Genomic DNA, 15,217 nt, shown 5'->3' with positions numbered 1-15,217 from the left:
CTACTCAGTGATATCTTCATTACTTCCATCTTTTGGCGACTCTATGTATTGAAGCAAAGTCAATAAATCCGTTTCGGTTTTCACCTTACTTTTGTTTTTCTTCAAATATGAAACAATGAGTGACTTGTGTTTTGGAAAGGCTTTGAGTATATCTCTCCTTTTGATTTTCAATTCTTTAAATTCCCCTTGATTGTCTTTTACATAATACGTTTCAGCAGTATAAAAGAAATCAAAAGATGCATCACCACAACTCGAACAGTAAAAAGAATTGTTGTTAAGTTGTCCATGATGCTTGCTGCTTTTTTTGAGTAAGGTAAACCGATCATGGTGCAGCACTTCAAAAAAGGTATTTGTTGTTTGTTTGCCTGTTACCCCTGCAAAATCTGAACTAACAAAATAATGTTGTTGTCCATCCTGCTCTATCATGAAAGCCTGAATATGGCTTTTCAATGGAATTTTTACCTCTCCTGAAACCAACAATACATGTAGTTCATCCTGAAATGTATTGTATTTAAACAACCATTCACTTCCCAACTCCTGTCCATCTTTCAATAATATTCTTCCCTTCAACCATTTGTTATCGTAGAAAGGACCTCCATTGATATTTTCCAAATCATCACTGAAGCCTACGGCAATAGGATCATTCAAGATGACCGTAGTTGGAGAAGACAACTTCATATTCGCTACTGTCGCCAAAGACAAAAGACTATTGCTTTGTGCATTCAATAAACAATTGACTGTCAATAAAATAATTGTAGTAATGATACCTTTCATAGCTTTTGAATTTTCAATGTTAATTTAATGTTAATTTTTCATAAAATTAAAGTTAAGCTAAAGTTATCTAAAAAACAAGTGAATAGCGAAAAAAAATACATAAAAAAAGCAATGCCCTTTTGATAGGACATTGCTTTGATTATGAGAAAATGTTGGTGTAGGAAAGAATTTTGAGGGATTCAAAAAACAAGGTTGATACATTTAATTGGCAGCCAAGATTTCGTAAAGTGGGGTTTTTGTTTGATTACCTGCACTGTACATTACTTTTTTGGTATGCAAATCCAATTGAATATACACATTGCGTGATTGATCATGCAAATAAACAGACCATTCATCTCTATGAGTTTCGGTAAAAGTGAAGGTAGATGATCCTACTCTCCTGCCTGTTTCTTTCCATGTTTTGGTATTACCTACTTGCTTGAAAACACCTAAGTTACCGCCATTTCGTCCAAATTTAACTTCAACTGTAGTTTCGCCATTCACTACTTTGGGAGCAGGCTTTGGAACAGCAGATAGTTGCGTCAATTTGATGAACTGCCCAGAATAGTTACCTGTTTTGGCTAAGTGTACTTGGTTGTTTTTGCCATCGTTGATGACATCAAAAGATTTACCCTCTCCTTGCCACATCGTCGTCATGCGATAGTAACCATTGCCTTGTGGAGTAAGTTTCCAAAATTGACCAGAGTAGTTGCCCGTTTTGGCGAGGTGCAATTTGGTGTTTTGACCATCGTTCACCACATCCAAAGATTTTTCATCGCCTTGAAACATCGTAGTCATTCGATAGTAGCCATTTCCAAGTGCGGTGAATTTCCAAAACTGCCCAGAATAATTGCCCGTTTTGGCGAGGTGAATTTGGTTGTTTTGACCATCGTTGATAACATCTAAGGCTTTGTCTGTACCCTGCCACATGGTTGTGATTCGGTAGTAAAAATTGCCATCTATTTCTTGGGCGATTGCATTATTAGAGGTGAAGATTGAGAAAATAGAAACTAAAGCGATGATGAATGCAAAATTGAAAGTTCTCATGATAAATAAAGTTTTAAGGTTTTGATTATGGTTGTTGTCTGTGTTATTGAATGTCTTTTTTATTAAAGACACCCGATTAGACGACTCCTTAAAACTCGTTCCGACAAATTGGAGGAAAGATTTTTCTTTTATTGAAGGAAAACAGTCTTCCTGAAACAGCATAAATAACTGAAATTCAATTATTAAATTCAATAATTATTTTAATAAAATTCCTTCAAAATTTTTCGATTAAACTTCCCTGTATCGTTTTTGGGCAATTCGGTCAAGAATACGATTGATTTTGGGACTTTGAATTTGGCTAATTTTGAAAGACAAAAATCCTGCAACTCCTTCTCTGTCACTTCAATTAGTCCTGTCTGTACCACAAAAGCCTTTCCCGTTTCGCCCCATTTTGCATCTGCCACACCAATAACTACCGCTTCCGATACCGCCTTATGCGTCACCAACACCCGTTCAACCTCCGCAGGATAGACATTTTCACCACCAGAAATGTACATATTTTTGATGCGGTCCACCACATACAAGTAGCCCTCTTCGTCCAGCCTCACCATATCGCCTGTATGAAACCAACCATTTTGAATCGCCTTTGCAGTAGCCACCTCGTTTTGCCAATAACCAGGCGTAACCATCGGCCCCTGCAGCAACAGTTCTCCCGCCTGATTTACAGCGACCTCCTTCCCTATTTCATCGACAACCCTGATTTTGACATAAAAATTAGGTCGCCCAATCGAGCCTTTTTTGCGAATCGCATCTCGTTGGTGAAGCGATGTCAAATTCGGGCCAACTTCGGTCATTCCATACCCTTGTCGAATCGGCACTTGTTTTTCATGCCATTTTTCAATCAAAGGAATCGGCATCGGTTCACCGCCCACTATTATATAGTATAGGCTGCTAAAATCTGTCGTTTCAAATTCGGATAAATCGGTCATCATTTTGAGCATGGTAGGCACGCCCATGAAAATCGTTGCTTGCTCGTCGGCAATGGACTTCAAAACCGCCAAAGCATCAAATTTTTTCATCAAACAAACATAACCACCGTGATGTAAAAAAGGAGTCACAAACACATTCCAACCACCTGTATGAAACGGTGGCATACAGTTGATGGTACGGCTTTCGGAATTAACAATCAAAGACATAGCGGTATTGATACTGTTCCAAAAAAGCATTTTGTGGGTGTAAAGCGCACCTTTCGGAAAACCTGTCGTGCCAGAAGTATATAAAATGAAAATCGGGTCATCGTCTTCCACTGGCACTACTTCAAAACAATCCTGCGCCCCAGTTCCCTTTCCGTATGCTTCACAATCTGCCTTTATCACTGCAATGTCCCATTTGTGAAGGATTTGGGAATAAAAAGAAGTCGCTTCCAAAGTCTCTTGAAAAATTGCTTCTCCAATTACCAATTTGGGTTGAGCGTTTTGCAGCAAAAAATCTATTTCGGCACTCGCCAATCGGTAATTCATCGGAACCAATACCCCCCCCGTTTTTTGAGCAGCCACAAAAAGAAGGATATACTCCAAACAACTCTCTGCCAAAATCGCAATCCTGTCGCCTTTTTGAATATCAAACACATCCTTCAAATAATTCGCCAATCGGTTTCCCTGTTGGTTGAGTTCGGCATAGGTCAAAGTGCGTCCCGTTTCGTACTCTTTGAAGGCTATCTTATCGGGGCTGTAAACCGCCCATTTTGCCGCCCAATCCTGTTGAAGTGCTTGCATGTTTTCTGTCAATCAAAATTTTAAAAAAAAAAAGCAATTTTACAACCTAAAAGCTGCACTTGCAAATGCCAATCCACCACCAGAGCCTATAAAAAACACCAAATCCCCTTCCTTCAATAAACCCTTTTCCCACGCATCATTGAATGCCATCGGAATACATGCCGAACCTGTATAACCATAATTGTGCATTACCTTATGCCCTTTTTCTCGTGGTACATCCAATCGGTCGAGAGTGTCAAAAATAGAATTGACGTTGATTTGGGTGATGAAAAACTGATCAACATCTGCGGGTTTCACTTCAATCCGTTTGCAGAGATTTTGCACCATTTCAGTCCAAATACTTGCATTCAAATCGCTCGGAAACCTGCGTACAAACTTCAATTCATGGTCGTGATTTTCCAACACTTTTGCATTGACAGGCATATTCGTGCCTCCGCCATATACGCCCATCCATTCGTTGTACTGACCTTTAGAAATCAGTTCACTCGCCAAAAAACCTTTTGTTTCAGTTTTCGATGCTTTCAGCAAAACCGCCCCCGCACCATCCGCAAAAAGGGTAACAGTCTTTTTGTCATTCAAATTTAGATGCTTGCTCATTGCATACGCTCCAATCACCAAAACATGCTGATACTGCTCGTCTGCCTGTATGTATTTTGCACCCATATCCAAAGCCGTCACAAAACCTGCACACGCCGAATTAACATCAAAAGTACCTGCGTTGGACGCTCCAATACGGTGCTGAATCACCGAAGCCGTTGAAGGAGAAATAAACTCTGGCGTATCGGTTGCGACAATAATCAAGTCCAGTTTGTCCGCTTCAATTCCTCCTCGCTCCAAAGTTTGAAGAGCCGCTTTTTCGGCAAGGTCTGCAGTACTTTCATCTTCGGCACACCAACGTCTTTCAAATATTTGGACTTTTTCTTCGAGCCAAGTGCTTACGTCTTCGCCCAGTTGTTCATTGAAGTAACTGTTCGGAACTACCTTTGCAGGTGCATAAGCTCCACAAGAGAGAATGATTGCGTTTTGCATTGAAATTGAATAAAGTTATGTTTAAAAATTATTGAAGAAGAGAATATTGAAGCTATGCCTGTTCAAGTCTCACTAAAAAAAAAAACTAACTGGGTAATTTAGGTTTGACTTCTTTTTGAAATCTCTATCCATAAACCTAATTTCTAAAAATTTAACCACAGGATATTTCCAATATGACACACTCTTCCTTTTGTCATTCCGAGGGAATCTTGTGGCTTAATTTCACGAATCTTAGAACTGCTACTATGCTTTGAAAATACCCGTTTATTCTTTAAACCAATTAGGCGTGAGTAAAGCCCTTTTTTAGAGTGTCCACACTTCTTTATTACCTTCAAGTGTGTACACTTGAACGAGCTATCGCTTCAAATAACAAATCCCCAAAGTTGGAAGGACACTGCAAATCAAGGCAATAGCAGCTGTCACTCCAGGATTGCCAAAAGCCAGTGTACTGTTGGGAAATAAGGCTGCACCCCAAACATATAAGCTGAAATGAATACTCAAAGCCAATATTGACATACTCCAAACCAATTGTATGCTCACTTTTTGGAACAACACTCCCGCCAACAAAGGCGGCACGGCTGCCAAAACCAAACCATACACGCCTACTTGACCAAAAATGCCGAGCAGTTTTGGAGGATTCAGTGTGACGAAAAAAACAAGCACTGCAATGACTATCAACACAATATGGCTCGATTTGAAGGCTAATTGCATTTTTGCATTTTCAGAAAGCGTACTTTTTCCATATTTTTCGATGAGGTTCAAAACCAAATCATTGGCGGTAATCGTAGAAATGCCGACCAAAAGTCCATCCAAAGTCGACATCGCAGCCGCCAAAAGCACCACGCTCACTATGGTAAACAGCCATTCGGGAAAAGCATTTTTGAGGTACATTGTCATCACCAAATCTTGCCGAAAAAGTCCTGTCTCAGCATCTCTCAATTGCTCCAAAGGCACAATGCTGTGCGCCCAAAATCCAGCCAATAACAAGAGTATGAAAAGGAAAAACACAGCACTGAATACGAGAATGTAATTCCGAACGGCTCGGTCTGTTTTGACATACAAGGCTTTGGTCAAAATATGTGGCTGACAAACCAATGCGCCTCCGATACAAAAACCTGCAATGTAAGTAGAAAAGTAATCGTTGAAGAGCTTGCTATCAGGGTTTACCCACTTCAATAAGTTTGGGGAAGAGACATACAAATCTGTCCAAAATCCATCGGATTGAAGCATCAATTGTATGCCCGACCACAAAACAATTAGCGTAATCAATATCATCAAGAAGCCCTGAAACATATTGGTAAAAACATGGGCATAAGTACCTCCAAATAAGACATATCCAGTCACAAATACCAGTGTGATTAGCAATGCCATCATATTGGACACATCCAGCAAGTTTTGCATCACAATAGAAATCCCACCTACCAACAACACGATAAAGGCAAAGGACAGCAGATTGATAAAAGCGAAATACAGCGAAAAATTTGGAGACTTGTACCGCTTTCCTATCCAATCAGGAATCGTGAGGGCTTTCATTTCTTCTCCCATGCTCCGAAACCGAAAGGATAAAATGACCAACATGGTCACAAAACCCAAATAAACGCTGATACCCAAGTGCATAAATGCCGCCAATCCATCTACATACACAAAGCCTGGATTGATAATAAAAGTAGCCGCCGAAGCCGTTGCAGCAGCTAAAGTCACCCCGACTTGCAGCGGAGATAAGTCGCCTTTACCGATGGCGAAACTACTGAATCCATCTGTTTTTTTGTGTCCAAGCCATCCGAGGTAGGCTGTGCCAATAAGGTAAATTGAAAAGAGTATCCAAGCCAGTATCATAAATTGAAGGTAAATTTCATGCTAAAAAATAAGTTCCTCATTTGAATTAAAGACTTTTGAAGTTTTGCTTTAAAAATTTTCTATTGTAAAGAAAATCAATACTTTTCAAAGAAAAACTTCAAAAGTCCAAATCGGAAAGTTATTTTTTAAACATTACTTAGCAGAACTTATTGCAGGTAACTTCATCTTCAATTCTAAGGTGTATAAACCTCTTGTGGGAGCAGATGCTGTAAACTCTCTTAGTTCTTGATTGAACAAATTGCTGGCGGCTGCCGAGACCGTAAAACGGTCGTTAATGTGGTATCCTAAACTCAAATCTACGGTGGTGAATCCTCCAAGTGGCCCATAATTGTAAGTATCTCCACTGCGAGCGTCTTCTATGATAGGCACACCTCGATAGACCAATTCGGGATGACTTTGTGATGCAATTTGGAAGCTGGAGAAGTAATCGTAGGCTTGTACCCAACGTGCAAACACGCCTCCAAACCATTTGTCACTGCTGTAATTCAAACCTGCACCTGCTTTGTGTGTAGGTGCATTGACAAGAATATCCAAAAAATTCACCACACCATCTTTGTTGAAGTCGTTGTCGAGGTCATTTTCATCTACCGAATAGTCGAAGAAAGAGTAGTTGAATGTACCACTCAATTGAGGGGTGAAATAGTACGTTGCACCCAAGTCAAAACCATAGGTATTGACCTTTCCGAAATTGACGTAGGACAATACCAAACCATTCCAAGCTGCAAAACCTGACTGTACTTCTTCAATTGGTGTATCTCCCCGATGCGTAGCTACACCAATAACCGTAGCTGGACTTAGAAAATCTTCGGACACATTATAGTAAGCATTGACATCTATGAACAATTTACTATCTGCCATACTGCCACGATATCCCAACTCAAGCGACTGGATTTTTTCTACCTTTTGTTTTTCTACTTTAGAGCCATCTATTAGCGTAAAACCTTCTGCATTGCCCAAAATAAGCCCTGCAAACAAGTCTCCAAACATATTCAAAATCGTAGGGGAAGCAATTCCTTTTCCGTAGGTCAATCGCCAAGTTCCTTTTTCTCCAACGTTCAACAATCCAAATTTGGGGATAAAGTTGAAGTCATAGATTTCATGGTTGTCTGCTCTTGCTGCGGCAATCACTCTCCAGCGTTTGTCAATTTCATAATTTAGGTGGACATAACCTCCAAATTGACTCACATCTATGTATTCGCTACCATCCAACAAGTAACTTCCCAAGCTGTTCGCTTTGTCGAGTTGGTATTGCAGTCCTGTCACCAAAGACAATTTACCGAAAGTATTGTTGTATTGTACCTCAGCATTCCATCGACGAGAATCATCCTGAAACAATGCACCATTTCCATACGAACCTTCTCCTCTCGCTACGGCATCCGAAAATCCTGCATCCAACAATGCATAGTAGTTTTTGGTGCGCTGGTCAATCGCATAGGTGCTGTCAGTTTTACTGATGGTGTAGTAGGCTTGTGCAAACCAGTTTTTACCAGAAAATTTGAGTTGGTAATAGTTGATCATCCAATCCTTGATTTGGTTGCGACCAACATTGGTAGGCGAAAGGTAGGTGCTGTTGCTGTAGCCTGTATTGAAGGCAATGTCCAAATTATTGGAAGGGGTAAAATAAAGTCCTGCTTCGGCTCGAAGGAAGTTCACATCTTCATCAAGTTCCAATTCATTGTAGCCCTCTTTGATGCCATCGGGAATGGCATTTCCCATATCGTTCATCGCTCCTACTCGGTCAATGTAAACCGAATCAGAAAACTCAAACTCGGTAGCAGAAGTATATTCACCCACCACTTTGAAGGCAAATTTATCGCTTACCACTTGTGCATGACGTAAACGAGCAGAAAAAAACGAATTGCCATCGCCACTCACGCCAGGATTCAACACAACCGTTGTGCCTGCCGAAGTTCGAGGATCTTTGGTGATTGTATTCAGCAATCCATTGTGGGCATTAGGCCCGTACAAAGTCGAGTTGGGTCCCAAGATGACTTCAATCTGCTCAATGTCTTCTTTGACAGTCGTAGAAAGAGGACCGAATGGCAATCCCGTAGCTACCAATGTCGAAAAACGTCCATCGGTTACTTGCAGGTTTTTGGCGTTGAAATTGGAATTGAAGCCTCGAATATTGAAGGCGGGAGTCGCAATTCCCGCACGGAAATAATCTATCCCTTTTTGTCGGGCAATTAATTCACCAGGGTTTCCTGCATATTCTTCAATTTCTCTCGCAAAAACGGTTTCAATAGTTGCGGGACTTTCGGTTAGTTTTTCAGGTTTTCGAGAACCAGAGATGACCACTGCATCCAACTCTGTGCCTTTTGATAGCGTAAAGTCCATAGTAGTCGTACTCCCTGCGGTTACTGTCACCGCTTTTTCGATGGCACTAAAACCAATATAACTAACCACAAGCGTATGTTTGCCAGCTTCCACCGAAAGCGAATATGCACCATTTTCATCGCTCACTGTCCCCGTAGTTGTTCCTTTGATGACAAGGTTTGCGCCAATCAAAGTTTCTCCGTCTTGACTGTTTACCGTACCAGTTAATTTGCCTGTTTGTGCGACCACAACGGCACACCATAAACCAGTAATTATTAGAGTAAGTAGTTGTTTCATAAATACATGATGTTTTAAAGAAAGGTTATACAATTATGTATTAATCAATTAAATTGATTTGTTTGTTAAAAGGCTGTTTGTATCAAATTGGCGGCTAATTCAACGGAACGAATTTAAATGAAAAGCATTGAACTCTGAACAGACAAAATGAAAAATAAGGGGTGGACTTATCTATAAATAAAGTGCAAAAACTTCAATAAAACCCTGTTAATGATTATTTTATTAAAAACCATCTCTAACATAGACTAAATCCTTTTGGCACTACTTCAAAAAATTCAAAATAACGTTATTGACCTCCTCTGATTGTTCCCACTGTACGAAATGTCCTGCATTCGGAATCATCTTCAATGTGCTTTTTGCAATTCGTTCATCTCCACTTTTGGCGACTTCAATAGGCGTGAGTGTTGGATGTAGGTATTTGTTAGGGATGAGGTAATCGTTCTCCCCATAGATTACTAAAGTTGGAATATTGATTTCTGCCAAACGCTCAAAAACAGGCTCGTCCAACATTCCCTTCACACACTTCGGCACCATCTCACAATAGTCATCATACTCCGCTGTCTGACGCATATACAATCGGTCTTCAATCATAAACCGAGCATCGTCGGGCATTTGAAAAAAATTGATTTCAAAGTTTTTCGCAATTTGCTCTTCGGTCGTTGCTTTGATAAGTTCGGCAGTATAAACGCTTTGCAGCCAAGTGCTTTCTGTTTCGGTGAAAGTCTCAAAACCCGCTGGCGCAATGAGTATCAATTTTTTAATATTTTGGTCACTCTTCAAAACGGTGTGCATTGCAGTTTGACCTCCCATAGAATGTCCTACCAAAATCACCTTTTTGAGCTTCAATTCGTCCATAAAAGAGCGCACCGTTTCTGCAAAAAAGGTCATATCCGACACCTCATTTTTCTTGCTCGACTTTCCATAACCTGGCAAATCCACTGCAATACAACGATAGTCTTCCTTCAATACCTCTATGTTCTTTGTCCAAGCCTTGAGATAGCTGCCCAATCCATGCAAAAACAACAAAGTACATTTACCTTTTCCTTCGTCTATATAAGCGATTTTGGTGCTATCTAAAAGCTCAATATGATGCACTTCATAAGGGTATTCCCAATCTTGCATTGACTTTTGATTTTCGGTTTGAGCGAATAAATTACTGTTGAAGCACAAACTCAACAACACTATGAAAACGTTTTTCATTTCAGCGGGTTTTGCTTACAAATGTAGGCTAAAACTTTGCTTACAATCCACTCAAAAGCACTGCAATTCCCTCCAATTTGAAAAATTTTGCTACTTGACTTTTGAAGTAAAATAACTACATTTTGTGCAAAAAGTCAATTTGACTATTGAAGTAAATTTTGTTTTTTAGCCTTTTAAAAATTAATTTATAAAACAATCTGTTTACCTTGACCGAGTTTGTTTTTTAGACTGCAATTTTTTGGATTTATTTGGTTGCTCCTCATTCATAGCCCATAAATTAATTCTATCTGTGCCTTTAAGTTTTTGACAAGTTCTTGGAGCATGAAAGAGGGATTTGACCCTTCTTGATTGTAGTAAAAAAAGGGAAAAGAGGAGTTAAGAACAGATTGCTGTTTGAAGATGGAGCGAAGCGGAATCAAGTTTCAAGCTATTTAGCCTCTTTTTCTTTTTGGTTCTGTGACAATTTTTGTGGAAGCAATAAAGACTTCGGAAGTTTCATTTTATGAGAGGTTAATTTTTAGCGAAATAGTTTTTTGATTTTGTGAGCAGCAAACTTCCGAAGTCTCAAATCACAGATTTTGTCAAAGAACCAAAATATTTAAGCTTTCCATTAGTCCACCCACTTACTTTTTCAAATAAACAAGTCATTACCAAATAATTATTCCAACCAAAACCACAAAACCCTCCAAAGTCCGACACCTTTATCCCATATTCCATTTGATTTACCTTTTGTCAAAATGTATTTTTACAATTCATTCGACACATCATTTGTGCCGTTATCACAACAACTATTCACATTCAAACTGTTATACTAAAAAATGAAAAGATTACAAAACAAAGTCGCCATCATAACAGGTGGCGCACAAGGCATTGGCAAGGCAACAACCGAAAAATTTTTGAACGAAGGTGCATCCGTTGCGATATGGGACATCAACCAAGAAAAAGGGCAAATGGTGGCAGAATATTTGGCGGGTGAAGGGCGAGAAGTACGGTTTTACCGAGTCAATACCGTTGATTTGGAGCAAGTACATCAGGCGGCTCAAGCTGTTTTTGAAGACTTTGGGAGAATTGATATTTTGGTGAACAATGCAGGAATCACACGAGATACTTCCTTGAAGAATATGTCCTCGCTTCAATGGCAACAAGTAATTGATGTCAATCTAACAGGTGTATTTAATTGCACCAAAGCTATTTATCCTTATCTTGCAGAACAAGGTTCTGGGCGAATTCTCAATGCGGCTTCGGTAGTAGCACATTATGGCAATTTTGGACAGACCAACTACGTGGCTTCAAAGGCTGGTGTAATCGGTATGACCAAGGTTTGGGCGAGAGAATTTGGCAGAAAAGGAATCACCGTCAATACCGTCGCTCCTGGATTTGTAAATACCGAAATGGTGGAAACCGTTCCCGAAAAAATCATTGATGAATTGAAAGGGAAAACACCGCTTGGAAGATTGGGAGAAGCGGAAGACATCGCTAATGCCTACCTTTTCCTTGCGTCTGACGAAGCTGCTTTTATCACAGGAGCAGTTTTGAATGTAGATGGCGGATTGGTTTTGTAAATATACTATGATAAAAAATGATATTTAATCCTTACACTTACTTAGTCCTCCTCCTGCCCTCCTTAAATGATAAGTCCTTCTTTGGAGTGAGATTTAGGGGGAGGAAAGTTGAGAAGCTTGGCAATAGAGGAATTTTAAGAAATTCCTACTACATAAATATATTTTCTTCATTCCTAAGAAAAAAAATTGATTAGGCATGAGAAAACCATTACAGAAGTTCACCAACTTTGCGAATACACTTCTTCCACACGAAACAAAATACCTCTTGTCCATTCAGCAGTTTAACGACTCTCAAAGGTTGGATATATTGAAGCAGGTGGATTACAATGCCTATCACATCGAACAGTTTACGCCCTACAATGCGGCAATAGACAAGCGCAAATACAATCACCTCCAAAATTGGATAAAAGCACAATTGGATGCAATTGATGTCGACCAGCAATTCAATTGGATGCTCGACATGGAGCAGAAAATTATGATTGACACCATACAGATGGAGGAAGAAAGAGCTTTGTTGAAGTCCATCAAAAACTACCAACATGCGGCTTTCTTTTTCACCAAGTTTTATGAGTTGGTCGAACATTACCGACACTTTTTGCTGATTCGCCTACGCTATGCAGACCATCAGTTGGCGAATGATTTTTTGAAGAAACATCGAGATATATACTTGCAGAACAAGGAGATTCACGAAAAACTGCACGATGCGACTTTGGATATTGTAGAGCAGTATTCGGGCAAAACTGCCGAATCGAGCCAATGGGAGGCATGGTTGACCGATGTATTTTACAACGAAGAATTGGAGGGAAAAATTCGCTACCTCGCTTTGGTACGGCTCACATTTATCAGCTACAACTACCGAAAATACGACCTACTCCGTGAAAAATTTGACCACCTTGACGAAAAATTCTCGCAGGGAATTCACTACTCCAAAAGACTGCTGCTCAATTACTACAACAATCGCTTGATGCTTCATTCACACTTTCGAGAATACGACAAGGCAGTGTATTTTGGCTACCTTTCTGTGCGAACCCAAAACCACGATTACCTGCTCTATGCCAACAATCTCTGTGCGGTATTGCTGCGTTTGGATCGCAATCAGGAAGCATTGCAGCTGATGCGAACAGCCTCTCCTGCAGCCCAAAAAACCAAAAACTTTCACAATCGGGTCAGTTTTGTGGCTTTTTTTATGGAGGCTTTGAATAAAAATGGAATGTACAGCAATGCGGAAAATTATGGCAATATTTTTTTGAAGGCACACTACAAAGAGGTTTTGCAGTACCGATGGCATTTGTTCTTTTCGGTTTATTTGGAGGCATTTCTCCACCAAAAACAATATGAGAAACTATTGAAGACTGCTCAAAAATACCGATTGCAGGAACGTGATAAGTCTTATCGAAACAATGCCAACTACTTGCCGATTATCCCTTTATACATTGAAGTCGCCCGCTTCAAAGAGGCTTATATTCAGCGAAAAGATTTTATCCAAGTTTTGCAGGTTTATGCAGAGCAATATCAAAACGATGTAAACAAACATTCTGCCTTCAAAAAACTGTTGGATACATTGAGAACTTGGTTGCCTGAATTGAGCGGCTTTTTTTCGGAATTGAAGTACTAAAGTACCTGCCGATACGCCTCTGGACTTTTCTCCGTCCAACGCTTGAAAGACCGAATAAAAGAACTTGCATCCGCATAGTCCAATAAATAGGCAACCTCTTTCACACTCAGGGCTTTGTTCTTCAAATACTCTACTGCAAACTGCCGCTTCAAATTGTCCAATACATTTTTGTAGGTCAAGTCTTCTTCTTTAAGCCGCCTTTGAAGGGTTCGCACGCTGATGTTCAAATTTGAGGCAACTTGTTCTATGGTAGGGAATTGTGGCTTCAACAAATTGACGATGGACTGGCGCACTATTGTCGAAAATTTTCCTTCAGTTTGCAGACTCATTAGCTTCTGTTCGGCATATTGCACCAAAATCTGCAGCAAATAATAGTCACTTGTGATAACTGGCTCGGCAATGTGTTTTTTGTCCAAATAAAAGGCAGTAAAAGGCTGATTGAAGTAAATAGGACATTTGAAAAGTCGCTCGTACTCTTCCATTTGTGAAGGTCGGGAATAAGCAAAATGGATGCGGTTGGGGTAATATTGTTGACGGGTGAGGGTGTGAAATTCTCGGAGGGTAAACGCTACCGTACCATCCATCGTATGCCGCACAGCCTGTGGTGATTGCGCTGCCCAGATTGGATTGGGATGCAAAGACAATTCCCATTCGTCCTGCTTTTCCTTCAACTGAAAAGGCATCGCCTGACAACCCAAATTCGCAAACTCCACCATGTACTTCAATGCCTCCTCAACCGTTCGGCTACTCTGTACAATTTGCACAATCAAACCCGCCGCAGAAAGCGACAAATACTCTCCCAAATGCAAACCCAAACAAGCGTCAGCCGTGAGCTGCAATGCTTTTTCTATCACCGCATTGTATATTCCCGCCTCAAACATCAACTCATCATTGTTCAATTCATACATTCCCCTACCCACTAAATCAAGTAAAATTCTTTGGTCAGCTCCTTGTTTGGCCGCAAACTGAATGATGTGGGCGATAAATCTGGCTCTGAATGTCATATCGAATAAGGATTTGATTGGCTTCAAAAATAAGCATTTGACACGAAATGTCTATCCTTCGGCATCTAATGCTAATCCTTCAAGGGCGGTTTACCTGTATCTTTGCACTATCATTTTAACAATACTACAACACATTTTCAACATGAAAAATATTCGCACAGAAATCGTCATCAACGCTACTCCTTCAAGCATTTGGAAACACCTAATGGACTTCAACAAATACCCTCAATGGAATCCTTTTGTGCATATCACAGGAAAAGCCGAAGTAGGTAGCCAACTCGAAAACAGCTTTTTTTTGGAGGAACAAAAACCGCAGGTCTTTCGTCCAGTAGTTTTGGAAGTTGAAACGGAGAAGGCTTTTCGATGGGAAGGTAGTTTGTTTTTCAAAGGTTTGTTCGATGGTGAACACTACTTTCTATTGGAGTCTATATCCGACAACCAAACCCGCTTTGTGCATGGTGAAAATTTTCGAGGCATTTTGAGTGGCTTGATTTTGAACATGATTGGTGAAAAAACCCAACAGGGTTTTGAGAAAATGAATGACGCTTTGAAGCAGATTTGTGAGGAGGTCATTGTTGCCTAATAAGTAAGCAAAATGGGAACATCCCGATACAATCGTGGACAATTTCCAATTTTGGCAACAGTTGAGCGAAACGAAGTGAATTTCCATTTTCCTCCTCCGCTTCAACTGTTGGCAAAGCTGAAAGCTGTTGCCAAAGTCTTGCTCTACACAAACACAAGAAAAAATTCCTCCGAAACCCCAAATTCCTGTTCCCATACCCCACACACCAAAAACCACACAAGCTGTTCCTATTAAAATTC

Annotated in this window: 12 protein-coding genes; 4 read left to right on the top strand and 8 right to left on the bottom strand. The window is 40.1% G+C overall.

The genetic code is table 11. The features are described 5' to 3' along the window. The 7 genes from R3E32_25550 to R3E32_25520 all read right to left on the bottom strand — a co-directional run bounded on the left by R3E32_25550 (window position 1) and on the right by R3E32_25520 (window position 10,214). Window positions 1–774: a hypothetical protein gene (locus R3E32_25550; GenBank protein MEZ4888119.1), complete on the bottom strand. Its 774-nt coding sequence runs from the start codon at window positions 772–774 to the stop codon at window positions 1–3. A gap of 201 nt (window positions 775–975) precedes the next feature. After that, complete coding sequence (locus tag R3E32_25545; protein ID MEZ4888118.1) at window positions 976–1,800, bottom strand: RICIN domain-containing protein; 825 nt, start codon at window positions 1,798–1,800, stop codon at window positions 976–978. A 200-nt stretch (window positions 1,801–2,000) separates the two neighbouring features. Next, entirely contained in the window at window positions 2,001–3,515 is a 1,515-nt protein-coding gene (locus tag R3E32_25540; GenBank protein ID MEZ4888117.1) for a long-chain fatty acid--CoA ligase, read from the bottom strand. Between the two features lie 39 nt (window positions 3,516–3,554). Further along, window positions 3,555–4,544 (bottom strand): ketoacyl-ACP synthase III, encoded by a 990-nt coding sequence (locus R3E32_25535; GenBank protein MEZ4888116.1) that lies wholly within the window; start codon window positions 4,542–4,544, stop codon window positions 3,555–3,557. Window positions 4,545–4,898: 354 nt separating this feature from the next. Continuing rightward, entirely contained in the window at window positions 4,899–6,380 is a 1,482-nt protein-coding gene (locus tag R3E32_25530; GenBank protein ID MEZ4888115.1) for a hypothetical protein, read from the bottom strand. Between the two features lie 153 nt (window positions 6,381–6,533). Beyond that, window positions 6,534–9,014, bottom strand: a complete 2,481-nt coding sequence (locus R3E32_25525) for a TonB-dependent receptor (GenBank protein ID MEZ4888114.1) — start codon at window positions 9,012–9,014, stop codon at window positions 6,534–6,536. A gap of 261 nt (window positions 9,015–9,275) precedes the next feature. Next, complete coding sequence (locus R3E32_25520; GenBank protein ID MEZ4888113.1) at window positions 9,276–10,214, bottom strand: alpha/beta hydrolase; 939 nt, start codon at window positions 10,212–10,214, stop codon at window positions 9,276–9,278. A gap of 818 nt (window positions 10,215–11,032) precedes the next feature. Here R3E32_25520 and fabG point away from each other — a divergent pair. Next, window positions 11,033–11,776, top strand: coding sequence for a 3-oxoacyl-ACP reductase FabG (fabG, locus tag R3E32_25515; GenBank protein MEZ4888112.1), 744 nt, complete (start codon window positions 11,033–11,035; stop codon window positions 11,774–11,776). A 196-nt stretch (window positions 11,777–11,972) separates the two neighbouring features. After that, window positions 11,973–13,391 (top strand): hypothetical protein, encoded by a 1,419-nt coding sequence (locus tag R3E32_25510; protein MEZ4888111.1) that lies wholly within the window; start codon window positions 11,973–11,975, stop codon window positions 13,389–13,391. On the opposite strand, the gene R3E32_25505 is transcribed toward R3E32_25510, so the two are convergent. Next, window positions 13,388–14,395 (bottom strand): AraC family transcriptional regulator, encoded by a 1,008-nt coding sequence (locus tag R3E32_25505; GenBank protein ID MEZ4888110.1) that lies wholly within the window; start codon window positions 14,393–14,395, stop codon window positions 13,388–13,390. The two genes, R3E32_25510 and R3E32_25505, sit on opposite strands and share 4 nt — an antisense overlap. 142 nt (window positions 14,396–14,537) lie before the next feature. Between R3E32_25505 and R3E32_25500 the strand changes: the two genes are divergently transcribed. Both R3E32_25500 and R3E32_25495 read left to right on the top strand, forming a co-directional pair. Then, window positions 14,538–14,978, top strand: coding sequence for an SRPBCC domain-containing protein (locus R3E32_25500; protein ID MEZ4888109.1), 441 nt, complete (start codon window positions 14,538–14,540; stop codon window positions 14,976–14,978). Window positions 14,979–14,990: 12 nt separating this feature from the next. Next, complete coding sequence (locus tag R3E32_25495) at window positions 14,991–15,212, top strand: hypothetical protein (protein MEZ4888108.1); 222 nt, start codon at window positions 14,991–14,993, stop codon at window positions 15,210–15,212. The last annotated feature ends 5 nt before the right edge of the window (window positions 15,213–15,217 follow it).

It is taken from the genome of Chitinophagales bacterium (assembly GCA_041392475.1).
GTDB lineage: Bacteria > Bacteroidota > Bacteroidia > Chitinophagales > UBA2359 > JAUHXA01.
Note: the sequence above shows the minus strand (reverse complement) of the source record. Positions and strands in the feature narration are given on the sequence as shown.

Excerpts from the sequence above, each read along its gene's own strand:
- R3E32_25550 (MEZ4888119.1), bottom strand. The coding sequence starts at position 774 with ATGAAAGGTATCATTACTACAATTATTTTATTGACAGTCAATTGTTTA.
- R3E32_25545 (MEZ4888118.1), bottom strand. The coding sequence starts at position 1,800 with ATGAGAACTTTCAATTTTGCATTCATCATCGCTTTAGTTTCTATTTTC.
- R3E32_25540 (MEZ4888117.1), bottom strand. The coding sequence starts at position 3,515 with ATGCAAGCACTTCAACAGGATTGGGCGGCAAAATGGGCGGTTTACAGC.
- R3E32_25535 (MEZ4888116.1), bottom strand. The coding sequence starts at position 4,544 with ATGCAAAACGCAATCATTCTCTCTTGTGGAGCTTATGCACCTGCAAAG.
- R3E32_25530 (MEZ4888115.1), bottom strand. The coding sequence starts at position 6,380 with ATGATACTGGCTTGGATACTCTTTTCAATTTACCTTATTGGCACAGCC.
- R3E32_25525 (MEZ4888114.1), bottom strand. The coding sequence starts at position 9,014 with ATGAAACAACTACTTACTCTAATAATTACTGGTTTATGGTGTGCCGTT.
- R3E32_25520 (MEZ4888113.1), bottom strand. The coding sequence starts at position 10,214 with ATGAAAAACGTTTTCATAGTGTTGTTGAGTTTGTGCTTCAACAGTAAT.
- fabG (MEZ4888112.1), top strand. The coding sequence starts at position 11,033 with ATGAAAAGATTACAAAACAAAGTCGCCATCATAACAGGTGGCGCACAA.
- R3E32_25510 (MEZ4888111.1), top strand. The coding sequence starts at position 11,973 with ATGAGAAAACCATTACAGAAGTTCACCAACTTTGCGAATACACTTCTT.
- R3E32_25505 (MEZ4888110.1), bottom strand. The coding sequence starts at position 14,395 with ATGACATTCAGAGCCAGATTTATCGCCCACATCATTCAGTTTGCGGCC.
- R3E32_25500 (MEZ4888109.1), top strand. The coding sequence starts at position 14,538 with ATGAAAAATATTCGCACAGAAATCGTCATCAACGCTACTCCTTCAAGC.
- R3E32_25495 (MEZ4888108.1), top strand. The coding sequence starts at position 14,991 with ATGGGAACATCCCGATACAATCGTGGACAATTTCCAATTTTGGCAACA.